Origin of the sequence: Arthrobacter sp. H20 (assembly GCF_000520515.1) — a bacterium.
Taxonomy (GTDB): domain Bacteria; phylum Actinomycetota; class Actinomycetes; order Actinomycetales; family Micrococcaceae; genus Arthrobacter_D.
On the sequence record NZ_KI914723.1, the window covers coordinates 46,600 to 61,363 of the forward strand.

Annotated in this window: 15 protein-coding genes and 1 pseudogene; 15 read left to right on the forward strand and 1 reads right to left on the reverse strand. The window is 65.2% G+C overall.

Annotation, left to right across the window (positions count from 1 at the left end):
- The first annotated feature begins 51 nt into the window (after window positions 1–51).
- From fmt to rpe, 3 genes are read left to right on the forward strand one after another with little or no spacing between them, the layout of a single operon-like run.
- Entirely contained in the window at window positions 52–981 is a 930-nt protein-coding gene (gene fmt, locus Y703_RS22355; protein WP_026552160.1) for a methionyl-tRNA formyltransferase, read from the forward strand.
- Entirely contained in the window at window positions 978–2,495 is a 1,518-nt protein-coding gene (locus Y703_RS0107190) for an RsmB/NOP family class I SAM-dependent RNA methyltransferase (RefSeq protein WP_026552161.1), read from the forward strand. Before fmt ends, Y703_RS0107190 begins: the two co-directional genes overlap by 4 nt.
- A gap of 21 nt (window positions 2,496–2,516) precedes the next feature.
- Entirely contained in the window at window positions 2,517–3,191 is a 675-nt protein-coding gene (rpe, locus tag Y703_RS0107195; RefSeq protein WP_026552162.1) for a ribulose-phosphate 3-epimerase, read from the forward strand.
- A 17-nt stretch (window positions 3,192–3,208) separates the two neighbouring features.
- Here the strand turns inward: rpe and Y703_RS0107200 are convergent, their stop codons facing one another.
- Window positions 3,209–3,865, reverse strand: coding sequence for an acVLRF1 family peptidyl-tRNA hydrolase (locus Y703_RS0107200; RefSeq protein WP_026552163.1), 657 nt, complete (start codon window positions 3,863–3,865; stop codon window positions 3,209–3,211).
- A 92-nt stretch (window positions 3,866–3,957) separates the two neighbouring features.
- Here Y703_RS0107200 and Y703_RS18530 point away from each other — a divergent pair, with 92 nt between their 5' ends.
- From Y703_RS18530 to Y703_RS18540, 12 genes and pseudogenes are all read left to right on the forward strand, one after another.
- The gene (locus Y703_RS18530) at window positions 3,958–5,361 is read left to right on the forward strand and encodes a replication-associated recombination protein A (RefSeq protein ID WP_035764164.1); all 1,404 of its coding nucleotides are present in this window, start codon (window positions 3,958–3,960) and stop codon (window positions 5,359–5,361) included.
- Between the two features lie 277 nt (window positions 5,362–5,638).
- Window positions 5,639–6,265: a 30S ribosomal protein S4 gene (gene rpsD, locus Y703_RS0107225; protein WP_026552166.1), complete on the forward strand. Its 627-nt coding sequence runs from the start codon at window positions 5,639–5,641 to the stop codon at window positions 6,263–6,265.
- Window positions 6,266–6,397: 132 nt separating this feature from the next.
- Entirely contained in the window at window positions 6,398–6,772 is a 375-nt protein-coding gene (locus Y703_RS0107230) for a DUF948 domain-containing protein (RefSeq protein WP_026552167.1), read from the forward strand.
- A gap of 7 nt (window positions 6,773–6,779) precedes the next feature.
- Window positions 6,780–7,034, forward strand: coding sequence for a DUF6167 family protein (locus Y703_RS0107235; RefSeq protein ID WP_253907961.1), 255 nt, complete (start codon window positions 6,780–6,782; stop codon window positions 7,032–7,034).
- 99 nt (window positions 7,035–7,133) lie between these two features.
- On the forward strand, window positions 7,134–9,812 hold the full coding sequence (alaS, locus tag Y703_RS0107240; RefSeq protein ID WP_026552169.1) for an alanine--tRNA ligase: 2,679 nt from the start codon (window positions 7,134–7,136) through the stop codon (window positions 9,810–9,812).
- Between the two features lie 18 nt (window positions 9,813–9,830).
- Window positions 9,831–10,427 carry a Holliday junction resolvase RuvX gene (gene ruvX / locus Y703_RS0107245; protein ID WP_026552170.1) on the forward strand — a complete coding sequence of 199 codons (597 nt, stop codon included), beginning with the start codon at window positions 9,831–9,833 and terminating at the stop codon, window positions 10,425–10,427.
- The gene (gene mltG, locus Y703_RS0107250) at window positions 10,424–11,662 is read left to right on the forward strand and encodes an endolytic transglycosylase MltG (protein WP_026552171.1); all 1,239 of its coding nucleotides are present in this window, start codon (window positions 10,424–10,426) and stop codon (window positions 11,660–11,662) included. The genes ruvX and mltG overlap by 4 nt, the downstream gene beginning before the upstream one ends.
- Entirely contained in the window at window positions 11,663–12,574 is a 912-nt protein-coding gene (locus Y703_RS0107255; protein ID WP_051427383.1) for a shikimate dehydrogenase, read from the forward strand.
- Window positions 12,575–12,606: 32 nt separating this feature from the next.
- Window positions 12,607–13,806, forward strand: coding sequence for a chorismate synthase (gene aroC, locus Y703_RS0107260; RefSeq protein ID WP_026552173.1), 1,200 nt, complete (start codon window positions 12,607–12,609; stop codon window positions 13,804–13,806).
- Entirely contained in the window at window positions 13,806–14,249 is a 444-nt protein-coding gene (locus Y703_RS18535) for a shikimate kinase (RefSeq protein WP_081743431.1), read from the forward strand. Before aroC ends, Y703_RS18535 begins: the two co-directional genes overlap by 1 nt.
- Window positions 14,225–14,362 (forward strand): annotated as a pseudogene (locus Y703_RS22000) (chorismate synthase); the annotation flags it as partial. The gene Y703_RS18535 and the pseudogene Y703_RS22000, both read left to right, overlap by 25 nt.
- The coding region (locus Y703_RS18540) for a shikimate kinase (RefSeq protein ID WP_035764208.1) at window positions 14,362–14,764 on the forward strand (403 nt) is incomplete at its 3' end. The pseudogene Y703_RS22000 and the gene Y703_RS18540, both read left to right, overlap by 1 nt.

Sequence of the window (14,764 nt, forward strand, 5' to 3'; positions counted from 1 at the left end):
CTCAACGGCTCAGGCGGGCGGCCTGCCCGCCACTCGCGGGAACAGGTCCTCATGAGGGTGCTCTTTGCTGGCACTCCGGCCGTGGCAGTGCCCTCGCTCGACGCGCTGGTGGCCGCAGGGTTCGACGTCGTCGCCGTCCTGACCCGCGAGGACGCCCCGCTCGGCCGTAAACGGACAATGACTCCCAGCCCGGTCTCGGCACGTGCAGCTGAACTGGACCTTCCGATCATTCGCGCCAACCGGATCGACTCACCAGTCACTGAACAGATCGCGGCACTGAACCTTGATGCGGCGGCGATAGTGGCCTACGGCGGTCTGGTCCCGCAAGCCGCGTTGGACCTTCCCACCCACGGGTGGATTAATCTGCACTTCTCCCTGCTGCCAGCCTGGCGTGGCGCAGCCCCCGTGCAGCACGCGGTAATCGCTGGAGATGAACTGACCGGTGCCTCAACCTTCCGATTGGAAGCGGGCTTGGACACCGGACCGGTCTTTGGGACCATGACCGAAGCGGTTCGCCCCAGCGATACGGGCGGCGACCTGCTCGAAAGGCTCGCCCACAGCGGTGCGGTGCTCCTGGTGCAGACCCTCTCGGCTGTGGCCGCGGGCCGCGCCGAAGCGGTTCCCCAGCGGGGCGACATCAGCTTGGCACCCAAACTCACCATCGACGATGCACGGGTGGACTGGACCCAGCCAGCCCTCGCCGTCCGGCGCCTGATCAATGGGGTGACTCCCGAGCCAGGCGCCTGGACGCAGCTGGGCAACCAGCGGGTCAAGGTGGGGCCAGTGTCGCTGGTGGATTCAGCCACCGGTCTTTCCCCGGGCACGCTGTCGCTGGAAGTGCAGGGCGTGCTGGTGGGCACCGGGTCCGGTGCCATCGTTCTTGGCGATGTCCAGCCAGCCGGAAAAAAATTGATGCGGGCACAGGATTGGGCGCGCGGCGCCCTGCAACCCCTACAACAAGGAGAGCTGGTTTTTTCGTGACCAATCAGGGACGGGGCCCAGCGGGCGGGGCGGGCGGGCGCCGAAACGCTGCCGGACGGGAACGCAATCGGTCAGAGCCACGCGGGTTCTCAACTGCTGCGCCCTCGGAACGGACGAGACGCGCAGATCCAGCGCGCCTGGTCGCGTTTGAGGTGCTCCGCGCTGTCGCCGCCGATGACGCGTACGCAAACCTGGTGTTGCCGGTCAGCATTCGCAAGCACCGCCTGGATAAGCGTGATGCAGGCTTTGCCACCGAACTAGCCTACGGGGCACTCCGTGGGCAGGGCACCTACGACGCTGTCCTGGCGCGCTGCGTTGACCGGCCGCTGGACAAACTCGACCCGGCGATCCTTGATGCGTTGCGGATTGGTACCCATCAGCTGCTGGCCATGAGGGTCCCGGCACACGCTGCCCTGGACCAGACAGTGGGGTTGGCCCGGGCCGTTATCGGCGCGGGACCGTCGGCCCTCATCAACGCCGTGTTGCGGCGGGTCTCGGCGAAGACTCTTGGTGAGTGGGTCGCCGAACTCACGGCTGACCTGACCGACGCCACCAAGATCAGTTCCATCACCCACAGCCATCCGGAGTGGATTGTCCGCGCCCTGCGCCAGTCCCTGGTTGACCATGGCCGGGACGTCTCCGAGATAGAGACCCTTCTCGCCGCCAACAACGCCGCGCCGGTAGTGAACCTGCTGGCACTTCCCGGTTTGGGGTCCCTCGACGAAGCGTTCGAGGCGGGGGCGGTGCCGGGCGAACTCGCCGAGGGATCCGCACTGTTCTCAGCCGGCGATGTTGGGCGGCTGGAAAGCATTCGGGTCGGCACAACCCGGGTCCAGGACGCAGGGTCGCAGCTGGTGGCCCGGGCCCTGGCCGCCGTGACGCTCGACGATGACACGAGCGCGGCTGGTGACCGTTCCGAGCAGTGGCTTGACCTGTGCGCTGGCCCCGGCGGGAAATCGGCTCTTCTGGGTGCACTGGCGCAACAGCGCGGGCATACCCTGGTAGCCAACGAGCCAGCCGAGCATCGCGCCCAGCTGGTGCGCCAGGCGCTGAGGCCACTCGACCCCGCGGTCTGGACGGTCCGGGTAGGTGACGGGCGGACCGTGGCTGAGGACTTCCCCGATACCTTCGACCGTGTTCTGGTGGACGCACCCTGCACCGGACTCGGTGCCCTGCGCCGCCGCCCGGAAGCGCGCTGGCGGCGCAAGCCTTCCGATATAGCCGGGCTTGGTACGCTGCAGCGTGAACTGCTCGCCGCAGCCCTGCACGCCGTCCGTCCGGGCGGAGTAGTGGCCTACGTGACCTGTTCACCCCACCCGGCCGAGACGTCGGCGGTGGTCCAGGACTGCCTGCGCCGTCGTGACGACGTCGAACTGATCGATGCCGGGTCAATCCTCGACGACGTCAGCCTGACCGGCGCACTGGCAGCCGGCCACGAGTCGACAGCCCAGTTGTGGCCCCACATCCACGGCACCGATGCGATGTATCTGGCGTTGATTCGCCGCACCGCGTAAATCTGACCTGCAAGGAGCATCATGACTGCCTGTTGTATCAACCCGAGCATCCTGTCAGCTGACTTCGCAAATCTGCAGACCGAGCTGGCGCGCATTGCGTCGGCTGATGCGGTGCACGTTGACGTGATGGACAACAGCTTCGTCCCCAACCTCACCCTGGGGCTTCCAGTGGTCAAGCGGATCCAGGAGGTCAGCCCCCTCCCGCTGGATATCCACCTGATGATTGACGACGCCGACCGCTGGGCTCCCGGCTACGCCGAGATCGGCGCCGCTTCAGTGACCTTCCATGCCGAAGCAGCAGCTGCGCCGATCCGGTTGGCCCGCGAACTGCGCAGCATCGGTTCGAAGGCAGGAATGGCCCTGCGGCCGGCAACACCTGTCGAACCGTATCTCGACCTGCTGGGCGAGCTTGACCTCCTGCTGATCATGACAGTCGAACCGGGATTCGGGGGACAGCAGTTTCTCGACGTCGTGCTGCCCAAGATCCGCCGGGCCGCCGAGGCAGTCAGGGGAAGCGGCCTACCGGTCGCCATCCAGGTGGACGGCGGCATCACGAAGGAAACCATCCTGCGTGCCGCCGAGGCAGGAGCGACAGTTTTTGTGGCTGGGTCAGCCGTCTACGGGGCGCCGGACCCTGACGGCGCCGTCGTTCGCCTGCGCGAAGCCGCCCACCGCGCGTCAACCGCCCGGCAGTAGGTCGCTGAGCAGCCTGCTCAGGGGGCGATGATGGTAATCCTGATCGAGCGCGAATCGATTGCCGCCTGCTTGAGAATGTCCAGCCGGGGATCGGGCACCACCAGGAATTTCAGCTTTGGCAGCGCCTGGTAGCCGCGCAGGGCCGGGTTCGCCAGGGTCTCAGCGGCCAACGGTCGGTCGCCGCCCAGCTGCAGGCACGCCGGAGGGTGCTCCCCAAACAGGCGGGCAGCATGAGCTGCGGCCGCCTCAGCCAGCCCCGCGGCCTGGTTTGCCCGACGCCTGGCGAATCGTTGCTGTGACCAGCCGCCGGCAGCCGTGCGGGACTGCACATACTTGGTGCCGGTCTTCGAGGCGACCAGCTTGCCGTTGTCGGCAACACCCACGGCGTAGCCACCCCGCCGCACGAGCAGCAGACCAACCAGCAGTTCACTCGTGGCTGTCGAGACGAGATCCTGCACCGCCCAGCCGTCTGGAGCCACCGGGCTGGGCGACTCCCAGGGTGGATACAGTTCCGCCACACACCCGTTCGCTCCGCGCAGCATCAGTCCGCCGTCCGAGCGTACCTCGGCGTCGTGACCGATAGTCGAGGCAAGACCGCCGTTTCCGGCGCTGAACCGCTCCACCCACCCGGGGAGGCGTTCGGGTGACACCAGCACGTGCCGCGGTGATCCCATGACTGCCTCCGTTTCATAGCGGGCGGTTGTCCTGCAGTTGCCGACGGCTGCCGATAGCCCTGCCGTCAGTGCTTCACAGTAGCCTTGGCTGTGTGAATGATCTATTCAGCGCCGCGTACGGGTCCGACGACGACGGCGACGGCGACGCCGCCACCGGCCGCAGTGTCAGCAGCGCTGAACGCCACCGCAGCCCGCTGGCAGTGAGGATGCGCCCGCGCTCGATCGATGAAGTGGTGGGCCAGCAGCACCTCCTAGGCCCCGGGTCGCCGCTGCGCACCCTGGCTGGGGATGCTGACCGCACCGGACCAGCCGGGCCGTCCTCGGTGATCCTGTGGGGACCCCCGGGAACCGGCAAGACCACCCTTGCCCACGTCATTGCCCGGGGCCGCGGCAGAACCTTCGTTGAACTGTCGGCTATCACCGCTGGGGTGAAGGATGTGCGGCGGGTGATGGACGAGGCGCTCACTGCCCGCGACCTCCACCGCACCACAACAGTGTTGTTTCTCGACGAGATTCACCGATTCAATAAGGCGCAGCAGGACGCGCTGCTGCCCGGAGTGGAAAACCGCTGGGTGGTTCTGATCGCCGCCACCACCGAGAACCCCTCATTCTCAGTGGTGTCGCCGTTGCTGTCCCGGTCACTGCTGCAGACCCTGAAACCCCTGACCGAGGCTGACATTGCTGCCCTCTTGAACCGGGCGGTGGAGGACCCGCGCGGTCTTGATGGGTCGGTCCGCGTCAGCGACGGCGCCATGGAACACCTGGTGCGGCTCGCCGCCGGTGACGCCCGTCGTGGGCTGACCGCGTTGGAAGCCGCGGCCGGAGTGGCCCATTCAGCCTCCGACGATCCCGCTGAGCCAGTGCTGGTGGAACTCGAACATGCCGAGAAGGCGGTCGACGTGGCGGCGCTGCGCTATGACCGCGCCGGGGACCAGCATTACGACGTCGCCAGCGCGTTCATCAAGTCCCTGAGGGGATCCGACGTCGACGCGGCACTCCATTACCTGGCGAAGATGCTGGAAGCGGGGGAGGACCCTCGCTTTGTTGCCCGACGGCTCATGATCTCGGCCGCCGAGGATGTTGGGATGGCCGACCCGACGGCGTTGCAGACAGCAGTCGCGGCCGCCCAGGCCGTGGCCCTGATCGGCATGCCCGAGGGGCGGATTATCCTGGCCGAGGCCGTGGTGCATATCGCCACAGCACCCAAGTCCAACGCCTCCTATAACGGCATCAATGCTGCGGTAGCCGATGTCCGGGCAGGTCGGGGACAGGGCATCCCCCCACACCTGCGGGACGCGCACTACCCGGGCGCCAAACAGCTTGGCCACGGCAGCGGCTATGTGTACTCCCACGACGAGCCTCACGGTATCGCCGCACAGCAGTACGCACCCGATGATCTGACCGGTCACGACTACTACCACCCGACGGACCGCGGAGCCGAACGGGATATCGCCTCCCGGCTGGTCCGGCTGCGGCGGATCATCCGTGGCAGGTGATTCCCCGGCAGGCCGCAACCACTGCTAGGATTGTCGGTTGACTGGCAAGTCGCCTTCTGCGCAATCCATCATTCTCGTTTGATTCAGTCAAGCGCGTTCCGCTCCGGCGGTCCCGGTGGGACGTGGGTTGTGCACTGGGCGAACTGTAGTACCGGGAAGCGGCTACTCCCGGCTCTCCGCAAGTGGAGGCCAGCGACACCAAAAGTGCCTGCGTTCGGTCGGATGACACCGGCCGGGCGTCAGAGCTGCTTTGCCGCAAAAATAATGGAAGGTATTCGTGGCTAACAACACACGTGCCCGCCGCAAGGTTCGCATTTCGCGAGCCCTCGGCATTGCTTTGACCCCAAAGGCTGAAAAGTATCTGGAACGCCGGCCGTACGCGCCCGGCCAGCACGGACGCGCCCGCCGCAAGCAGGACAGTGACTACGCTGTACGGTTGCGCGAAAAGCAGCGTCTGCGCGCCCAGTACGGTATCCGCGAAGCCCAGATGACCCGGGTCTTCGAGGAAGCACGCCGCACCAGGGGACTGACCGGTGAGAACCTGATCGAACTGCTCGAAATGCGTCTCGATGCCCTGGTGCTTCGCGCCGGCTTCGCCCGCACCAGCGCGCAGGCCCGTCAGCTGGTTGTTCACCGTCACATCATGGTCGACGGTTCACGCGTTGACCGTCCGTCCTACCGCGTCGCCGAAGGACAGCTCATTCACGTACACCCCCGCAGCGAGGTCCTCGACCCGCTGCAGGTTGCCGCCGCAGGCGCGCACCGCGATGTGCTGCCCGCAGTTCCCGGCTACCTGGAGGTCCAGCTGGATAAGCTTCAGGCCCGCCTGGTGCGCCGCCCCAAGCGCTCAGAGGTCCCAGTGACCTGTGAAGAGCAGCTCGTGGTGGAGTACTACGCACGCTAATTCCTTAGCTTCTTCAGCAAAGACCCTACTCAAAGGCCCGCGGCACACGCCGCGGGCCTTTGAGTAGGTAAGGTACATAGGTAAGTTATCGCCGCGCAGGCGGCCTACCTGATTCAAAAGGAGACACGATCCATGTCTGGTGGAGATATCGCCGGTCTCATCGCAGCCGGTGTGTTCGCGGTGCTGGTAGCACTGCTCGCTGTGCCGGTGTGGAAGCTCGGAAAAGTGTTTGACGAACTACGCACCACCATCAGGAGCGTCAGCAACGAAACCACTCCCCTGATCGAAGAGGTGACCAGCACGGTCACCACAACGCATCAGCAGCTGAAGAATGTTGACGGAATCACTTCCAACGTGTCGGATGCGACAGCCAACCTCTCTGCCCTGTCGTCGCTGCTAGCGGCAACTCTCGGAGCGCCGCTGATCAAGGTGGCAGCGTTCTCGTACGGAGTCCGTTCTGCCCTGGCTTCACGAAGCAAGCCAGCTCCCCGCCGCCGTAGCCGCTGAGGAAACGATGAAAAATACAATGATTATGCGAGCTATCTGGATGGGCGCGGGCGTCGCTATCGGCGTGATCGCCGTGCGCAAGCTTTCCTCGGTTGCTGAGAGCTATGGGCCCGCCGGCTTGAACCGCGCGATGGGCGGGGTCTCCGACAGCATCGCCAATTTTGCTGACGCACTGCGATCCGGGATGCAGGAGCGTGAGTCGGATCTACGTGCGGCCCTCGGCGTCGACCCCGCTGACCACCGCCCGGAGAACCGCCAGTAACTTCTTTGCAGGCGCCCCAGCTGGCACTGCCCCGCAGAACCGGCATGATGCCAGCCACCGCATCCCGGCCCTGAAAAGATCAGAAGGACTGATACCGCAATGAAATCCCATGAGATTGCACGCCGCTGGCTAGCCTACTTTGAGGGCAAGGGGCACACAGTTGTGCCGTCGGCGTCTCTGGTGTCAACCGACCCATCCTTATTGTTTAACATCGCTGGCATGGTCCCCTTCATCCCGTACCTCACAGCGCGTGAAAAGGCTCCCTTTGACCGGGCCACCAGTATCCAGAAGTGCATCAGGACAGGCGACATCGAGGAAGTGGGCAAAACCGCCCGCCACGGAACGTTCTTCCAGATGGCCGGCAATTTCTCCTTCGGCGATTATTTCAAGGATGGCGCCATCCCCATGGCGTGGGAACTCCTGACCTCCTCCCTCGACGACGGTGGCTTCGGGCTCGATCCCGAGCGCCTCTGGGTCACCGTCTATCAGGACGACGACGAGGCCCTCGCCATCTGGCGCGACCAGGTAGGCATCCCGGTGGAACGCATCCAGAAGCTCGGCGAGGCCGAAAATTATTGGAGCACCGGGCAGCCCGGGCCCGGCGGCCCCTGCTCGGAAATCTTCTACGACCGCGGACCCGAGTACGGCATTGCCGGGGGACCGGCCACCGATTCGCCGCGGTACATCGAAATCTGGAACCTGGTGTTCATGCAATACCAGCTCTCGGCAGTGCGCAGCAAGGAAGACTTCGACATTGCTGGCGAGCTACCGGCGAAGAACATCGATACCGGTCTGGGTCTTGAACGGCTCGCCCTGGTCCTTCAGGGCGTCGAGAACATGTACGAGACCGACCAGGTGCGCCCGGTGCTCGACCGTGCCGCCGAACTTTCGGGCAAAACCTACACCAGCGCCGAATCGGAAACCGACCCGCACCACACCGACGATGTCCGCATGAGAGTGGTCGCCGACCACATCCGTTCGGCACTGATGCTGATCGCCGACGGCGTGACCCCGTCCAACGAGGGCCGCGGGTATGTGCTGCGCCGCCTCATCCGGCGTGCCGTCCGCGCAATGCGTCTGCTCGGCGTCGAACGCCCCTGCCTGCCCGAGCTGCTGCCTGCTTCACGGGATGCCATGAAGGGTACCTACCCCGAGGTGGAAAAGGATTTCGAGCGGATCGCCCGGATCGCCTATGCGGAAGAGCGCGCGTTCCTGCGCACTATCGCGTCGGGAACCGCGCGACTTGAGGGTGCAGTCCAGGATTCGAAGGCCGCTGGCCGACCCCTCTCCGGTGAGGAAGCGTTTGCACTCCACGACACCTTCGGTTTCCCCATTGATCTGACCCTCGAAATGGCTGCCGAGGCAGGCCTCGCGGTCGACGCCGACGGATTCCGCTCGCTGATGCTTGAACAGCGTCAGCGTGCGCAGGCCGACGCGCGCGGAAAGAAGGCTGGCCAGGCAGACCTCTCGGTCTTCACCGAGCTGCTGTCCGGCGGCCAGACGGTATTTACCGGGTACGACGAACTCAGCACCGAGTCACTGATCACCGGGATTATCCGCGACGGTGTTGCAGTGCCGGCAGCGTCCCAGGGGGAAGAAATCGACCTGATCCTCGACCAGACGCCGTTCTACGCAGAGGCCGGTGGTCAGGCCGCCGATGTCGGGCTGATCACGGGCAATGGGTTCGTCGTCGAAGTGCTCGACGTCCAGCGCCCCGTCAAGGGGCTCAGCGTTCACCGCGCCACCGTCCGGGAGGGCGAGGTCTCGGTCGGTTCCCCGGTGATGGCAGCGGTTGACCGGCAGCGTCGTCACGCGGGGGAGCAGGCGCACTCGGGCACCCACATTGTGCATGCTGCGCTGCACCAGATTCTCGGCCCCGAAGCGCTGCAGCGCGGGTCTTTCAACAAGGCCGGCTACCTGCGCTTTGACTTTGCCTGGGGCGAGGGGATCAGCGCGGGTGCCAAGTCGGAGATCGAAGAGGTCTCGAATATCGCTATCCGTAACAACCACACGGTAGAAACCAAACTCATGCGGCTCGACGACGCCAAAGCGCTCGGTGCCACTGCGCTCTTCGGTGAAGCCTACGGGGACACCGTGAGGGTCGTGGAGATCGATGGCGACTGGTCACGTGAACTCTGTGGAGGCACTCACGTCGGGTCGACGTCGCTCATTGGGTCGCTCACCCTGCTCGGTGAACAGTCGGTCGGTTCAGGCAACCGCCGGGTCGAGGCGCTGGTCGGCATGGACGCCTTCCGCCACTTGGCGGCCGAGCGTGCCCTGGTCACCGAACTGTCGGAGATGCTCAAGGTGCCGTCAGGTCAGCTCCCGGAACGGCTCTCGGCCACCCTGACCAAGCTCAAAACCGCAGAAAAGGAACTCGAACGGCTGCGCAAGGAGGCCCTGAGCGCCTCCGCCGCGGCGCTCGTGGGCAGCGCTGACGACGTCGACGGCGTCCGCCTCCTCGCTCACGACGCCGGAACGATCGGCGGCGCCGACGATCTTCGGACCCTTGCACTGGATCTGAGGAACCGGCTCGGATCGGGCGCTGCTGTGGTGGCGACTGCCGGAGTCAGTAATGACCGGCCCATGGTGCTGGTGGCGACCAACGAGGAAGCCCGCGCGGCTGGCGTGAAGGCCGGCGCTCTGGTGCGGGTTGCCGCCGGAATCCTCGGCGGCGGCGGTGGTGGCAAGGACGACGTCGCGCAGGGCGGCGGGTCCGATCCTGCACAGATCGGTGCCGCTCTGACCGCTATTCGGGCCGCAGTCGCGTCCCGCTGATCGGCGGCTGAGGCAACGATGACTGAGTGTTCACCGGCTACCGGAGACGACTACCCCCGGGGGGTGAAGCTTGGCGTGGATGTCGGGATGGTGCGGGTCGGTGTGGCCAGCAGCGACAGCGGTTCCCTGATCGCCACTCCGGTGCGGACCATGAAACGGGATTTGAAGAAAAAATCAGATCTCAACATCCTGATCAGAGAGATCGATGAGCGCCAGGCGGTTCAGGTGTTTGTGGGCTTGCCACGAAACCTCAGCGGCAGCGAGTCAGCCTCGTCGGAGATGGCGCGCGGGTATGCTCTGGAGCTTGCGAACGCTATTGAGCGGGCCGGACTGACCACCAGTGTAAGGCTCATCGATGAGCGCCTGAGCACAGTTTCAGCGCACCGGTCACTGCGGCAAGCTGGCTTGAATACCCGCGATCACCGTAAGGTGGTAGATCAGGTTGCTGCAGTAGAAATTCTTCAGCATGCCATCGATATGCAACGGTCACAGCTGCGGGATGTGGGGGATCCGGTAACTGCACGTCGGCGGGTCTCTTCACCAAGTGATCCCCTGACCTCTATCAAGGAGCCAGCCATTACGGAGAACAGCCGCGAAAGGAACCTGGAACCGTGAGCCATCACCACCCCCAGTTCCCGGCAGCCGACAGCGAACCGGAGCGTCACACCGGCGACGATCAGCACGCCGACGGGTACGACGCAGGTCACGACGGCTTCGCCCAACCGGTCGAGCAGTTCTTCGACGCAGGCTCCAGCCAGCGACGCAACCGGCGGCCCTCCAAAGCCAAACAGCGACGCCGGCGACGCCGCACGGTTGTCATGCTGGTGGTTGTCCTCGCGTTCGTCGGCGTGGTTGTTGCAGTGTCCCTCATGCTGCGGGACCTGCTGGGTCTTGACGACATTACTGATTACGCAGGACCGGGAGAGGGCAGCGTGGTCTTCACCGTCTCCGACGGCGCGGGCCCACTCGCCATCGGCACCGGCCTTCAGGCCGAGGATATAGTCGCCGACGGAGCTGAATTCGTTTCTGCCCTGCAGCAGGTAGCGGACGGCCGTGAAGTGCAGCCCGGTGAGTACGAGTTGAGCTACCAGATGTCGTCGGAGGGTGCTGCCCTCGCACTGCTCGACGTCGAGGCGAATCAGGTGCACTACGCCGCCGTCGCGCAGGGTCTTCGTCAGGGTGAAACGTTGGACATCCTTGCGGAATCGACAACCATCCCGCGTGAAGAGTTCGATGAGCTTGCCGCCGATCCCACCCAGTTCGGTCTGCCCGAGGAGGCAACGAGCCTTGAGGGCTACCTCGCTCCCGGCGAGTACCGGTTCGACGTCGACGCGACCGCCACCGAGATGATCCAGATCATGGTAGATGCCTCGTTTGCCCTGCTCGAGGACGCTGGTGTCACCGATCCTGAGGAGCAGTTCAGGATCCTGACCATTGGCAGCATTATCGAAGCCGAGGCAGGTGAAGCCGACTATGGTGCGGTGTCGGGTGCCATCGAGAACCGTCTGCAGGAAGATAACACTGAGACAAACGGGCTGATTCAGTCCGACGCGACGGTCACCTACGGACTGGACCGAAGAAGCTTCGACTTCACCGAAGAAGAACGCGGCGACGAATCCAATCCTTACAACACCTTCGCCAACCCGGGACTACCGGTGGGACCTATCGGATCGCCCGGAGCCGAGGCCATCGATGCTGCGGTCAATCCCGCGGACGTGCCCTTCTACTACTGGGTCACTGTTGATCTTGATACAGGAGAGACCAAGTTCTCCGAGACGCTCGCCGAACATGCTGTCTACGTCGCTGAGTATCAGGCCTGGTGCGCTGACAACCCCGGCAGGTGCAGCTAGATGATCCCGTCGGCGCACGCCGCCGGCGGAACAGTTAGCTCCAGCCATTCCAGGAGAGCTGCAGTGATCGGAAGCCCGATCGGGCACTCCAGGTCTCCTGCCCTCCACCGTGCCGCCTACCATCACCTGGGCCTTGACTGTAGCTATGAGGCAATCGAGGTGACACCCCAGGACCTCGGTAGGGTAGTCGACCAGGTGCGGGCGGATCCCGCTTGGTGTGGGTTATCGGTCACCATGCCGCACAAGAGGGCCCTGGTCGAACTGGTGGACCAGTTGAGTCCTCAGGCAGCGGTGTTGGGGGTGCTCAATACAGTCACTATCGACGGCGCTGGGCCTGACCGCATCCTGACCGGTCACAACACCGACGTCGCGGGCATAGTTGGTGCACTCAGGTACGGCGGAGTAGCCAGCGCCCCCAGTTCGGCAGTCATCCTGGGCGGCGGGGGGACAGCTGCAGCCTCGCTGGGGGCACTGCACCTGCTCGGCGCGGACCAGGCGACAGTCGTCGTTCGCTCGACGGAACGGGCCGCCGCCCTGCAGGATCTGGGGCGGACCCTCGACCTGAGGGTCGAGCTCAGTGAATGGAGCGGTGTAATGGACCGTGTCCAGAACGCCGACGTAGTCATCTCGACACTGCCTCCGCGTGGCGCCGATGAGCTTGCCCGCGAGCTGCGGGCCACCGTCCCTCCACCGGCGCCATCGCCGCCGGTCCTGTTGGACGTCGCCTACGACCCCTGGCCGAGCGCCTTCGCCGGGGTCTGGGAATCCCGGGGGGGAGTCATTGTTCCGGGACTGGAAATGCTCATCTACCAGGCGGTGGAGCAGGTCAGGCTGTTTTCGGCTGGTGCCTTCACCGACCACTCTGGAGTTCTAAAAGTCATGTGTGACGCGGTCGGAGCACCCCCGCGCTGAAACAGCAGCGTCACCGTGGCAGGATTGGAGGCATGTTGCGTTGGTTAACTGCCGGAGAATCCCACGGACCGGCACTGGTGGGAATTATTGAAGGAATGCCTGCGGGAGTGGAGATCACTACCAGTGATATCCAGGCCGCGTTGGCCCGCAGGCGACTCGGCTACGGGCGAGGCGCCCGGATGAAGTTTGAGCAGGATCAGGTCACCATCATCGGTGGCGTCCGGCACGGGATCACCCAGGGTGGGCCCGTGGCCGTCCAGGTGGGAAACACCGAATGGCCCAAGTGGGACCAAATCATGTCAGCTGATCCGGTGGACCCCGCCGAACTGGCTGAGCTGGCCCGCAATGCTCCGCTCACCCGTCCCCGTCCCGGTCATGCCGATTTCACCGGGATGCAGAAATACGGGTTCGACGAGGCGCGGCCAGTCCTTGAACGCGCCAGTGCCCGGGAGACTGCCGCGCGGGTTGCCCTGGGCGAGGTGGCAACGCAGTTCCTCTCGGCGCTCGGCATCAGATTGGTCAGCCACACGGTCGCCATCGCGTCGGTAGCCGTTCCGGAAGGGTCGCCACTGCCCCTCCCCGCCGATGTGCTAGCCCTCGACCAGGACCCGCTGCGCTGCTTTGACCGGGACACCTCCCTCGCGATGGTTTCCGAGGTGGATGCTGCTCACAAGGAGGGCGAAACCCTCGGTGGTGTGGTGGAGGTAGTGGTGTACGGGTTGCCGCCGGGCCTCGGAAGCTACGTCCACTGGGACAGGCGGCTTGACTCCCGGCTCGCTGCAGCACTCATGGGCATCCAGGCGATCAAGGGCGTTGAGGTGGGCGATGGGTTCCTCACTGCCGCACGGCGTGGCTCAAAGGCCCACGACGAGATTGTTCGCGGCGACTCGGGAAGGATCGAGCGCGCCAGCAACCGTGCGGGCGGGATCGAGGGGGGAATGAGCATCGGAGACACTCTTCGGGTCCGGGCCGCGATGAAGCCCATCGCTACCGTGCCAAGGGCCCTGCGGACCATCGATGTCAGCACCGGAGACGCTGCCCGTGCCCACCACCAGCGGTCCGATGTGTGTGCAGTGCCCGCGGCGGGAGTGGTAGCCGAAGCGATGGTTGCCCTGGTGATTGCCGAAGCAGTGACTGAAAAATTCGGAGGAGACTCTGTTCAGGAGACGGCACGCAACCTGGAATCCTACCTGGCGGCGATCCCCACGTCGCTAAATTCGGCCGGGAACTGATGCTTCAACCCGCCGCCGGGCCGGTGGTTCTCATCGGACTGATGGCCACCGGCAAGTCTGTGATCGGCGCAAGCCTCGCAAGCCGCCTCGGCTGGACGTTCATCGACACCGACCAGGTCATCGTCTCCGGACACGGACGGATCAGCGATATCTTCGCTCAGGAGGGCGAACGGGCGTTCCGGGAGCTTGAGGCCCGGGTGGTCGCCGATGTTCTCGCCACTGCCCCGGCGAACCAGGTGGTTTCGTTGGGCGGCGGTGCCGTCCTGGACGGGGGGACACGCGCCCTCCTCGCGGGGACGCGGGTGGTCTTCCTCGACGCGGACCTGGCCACCGTTCGCCGGCGGATTACCCGGGACCGGAGCAGACCGCTCCTCGCGGGCGACCCGATCGAGGCCTGGTCCCGGATGGACCGGGAGCGGCCGAAGCGATGGTTGCCCTGGTGATTGCCGAAGCAGTGACTGAAAAATTCGGAGGAGACTCTGTTCAGGAGACGGCACGCAACCTGGAATCCTACCTGGCGGCGATCCCCACGTCGCTAAATTCGGCCGGGAACTGATGCTTCAACCCGCCGCCGGGCCGGTGGTTCTCATCGGACTGATGGCCACCGGCAAGTCTGTGATCGGCGCAAGCCTCGCAAGCCGCCTCGGCTGGACGTTCATCGACACCGACCAGGTCATCGTCTCCGGACACGGACGGATCAGCGATATCTTCGCTCAGGAGGGCGAACGGGCGTTCCGGGAGCTTGAGGCCCGGGTGGTCGCCGATGTTCTCGCCACTGCCCCGGCGAACCAGGTGGTTTCGTTGGGCGGCGGTGCCGTCCTGGACGGGGGGACACGCGCCCTCCTCGCGGGGACGCGGGTGGTCTTCCTCGACGCGGACCTGGCCACCGTTCGCCGGCGGATTACCCGGGACCGGAGCAGACCGCTCCTCGCGGGCGACCCGATCGAGGCCTGGTCCC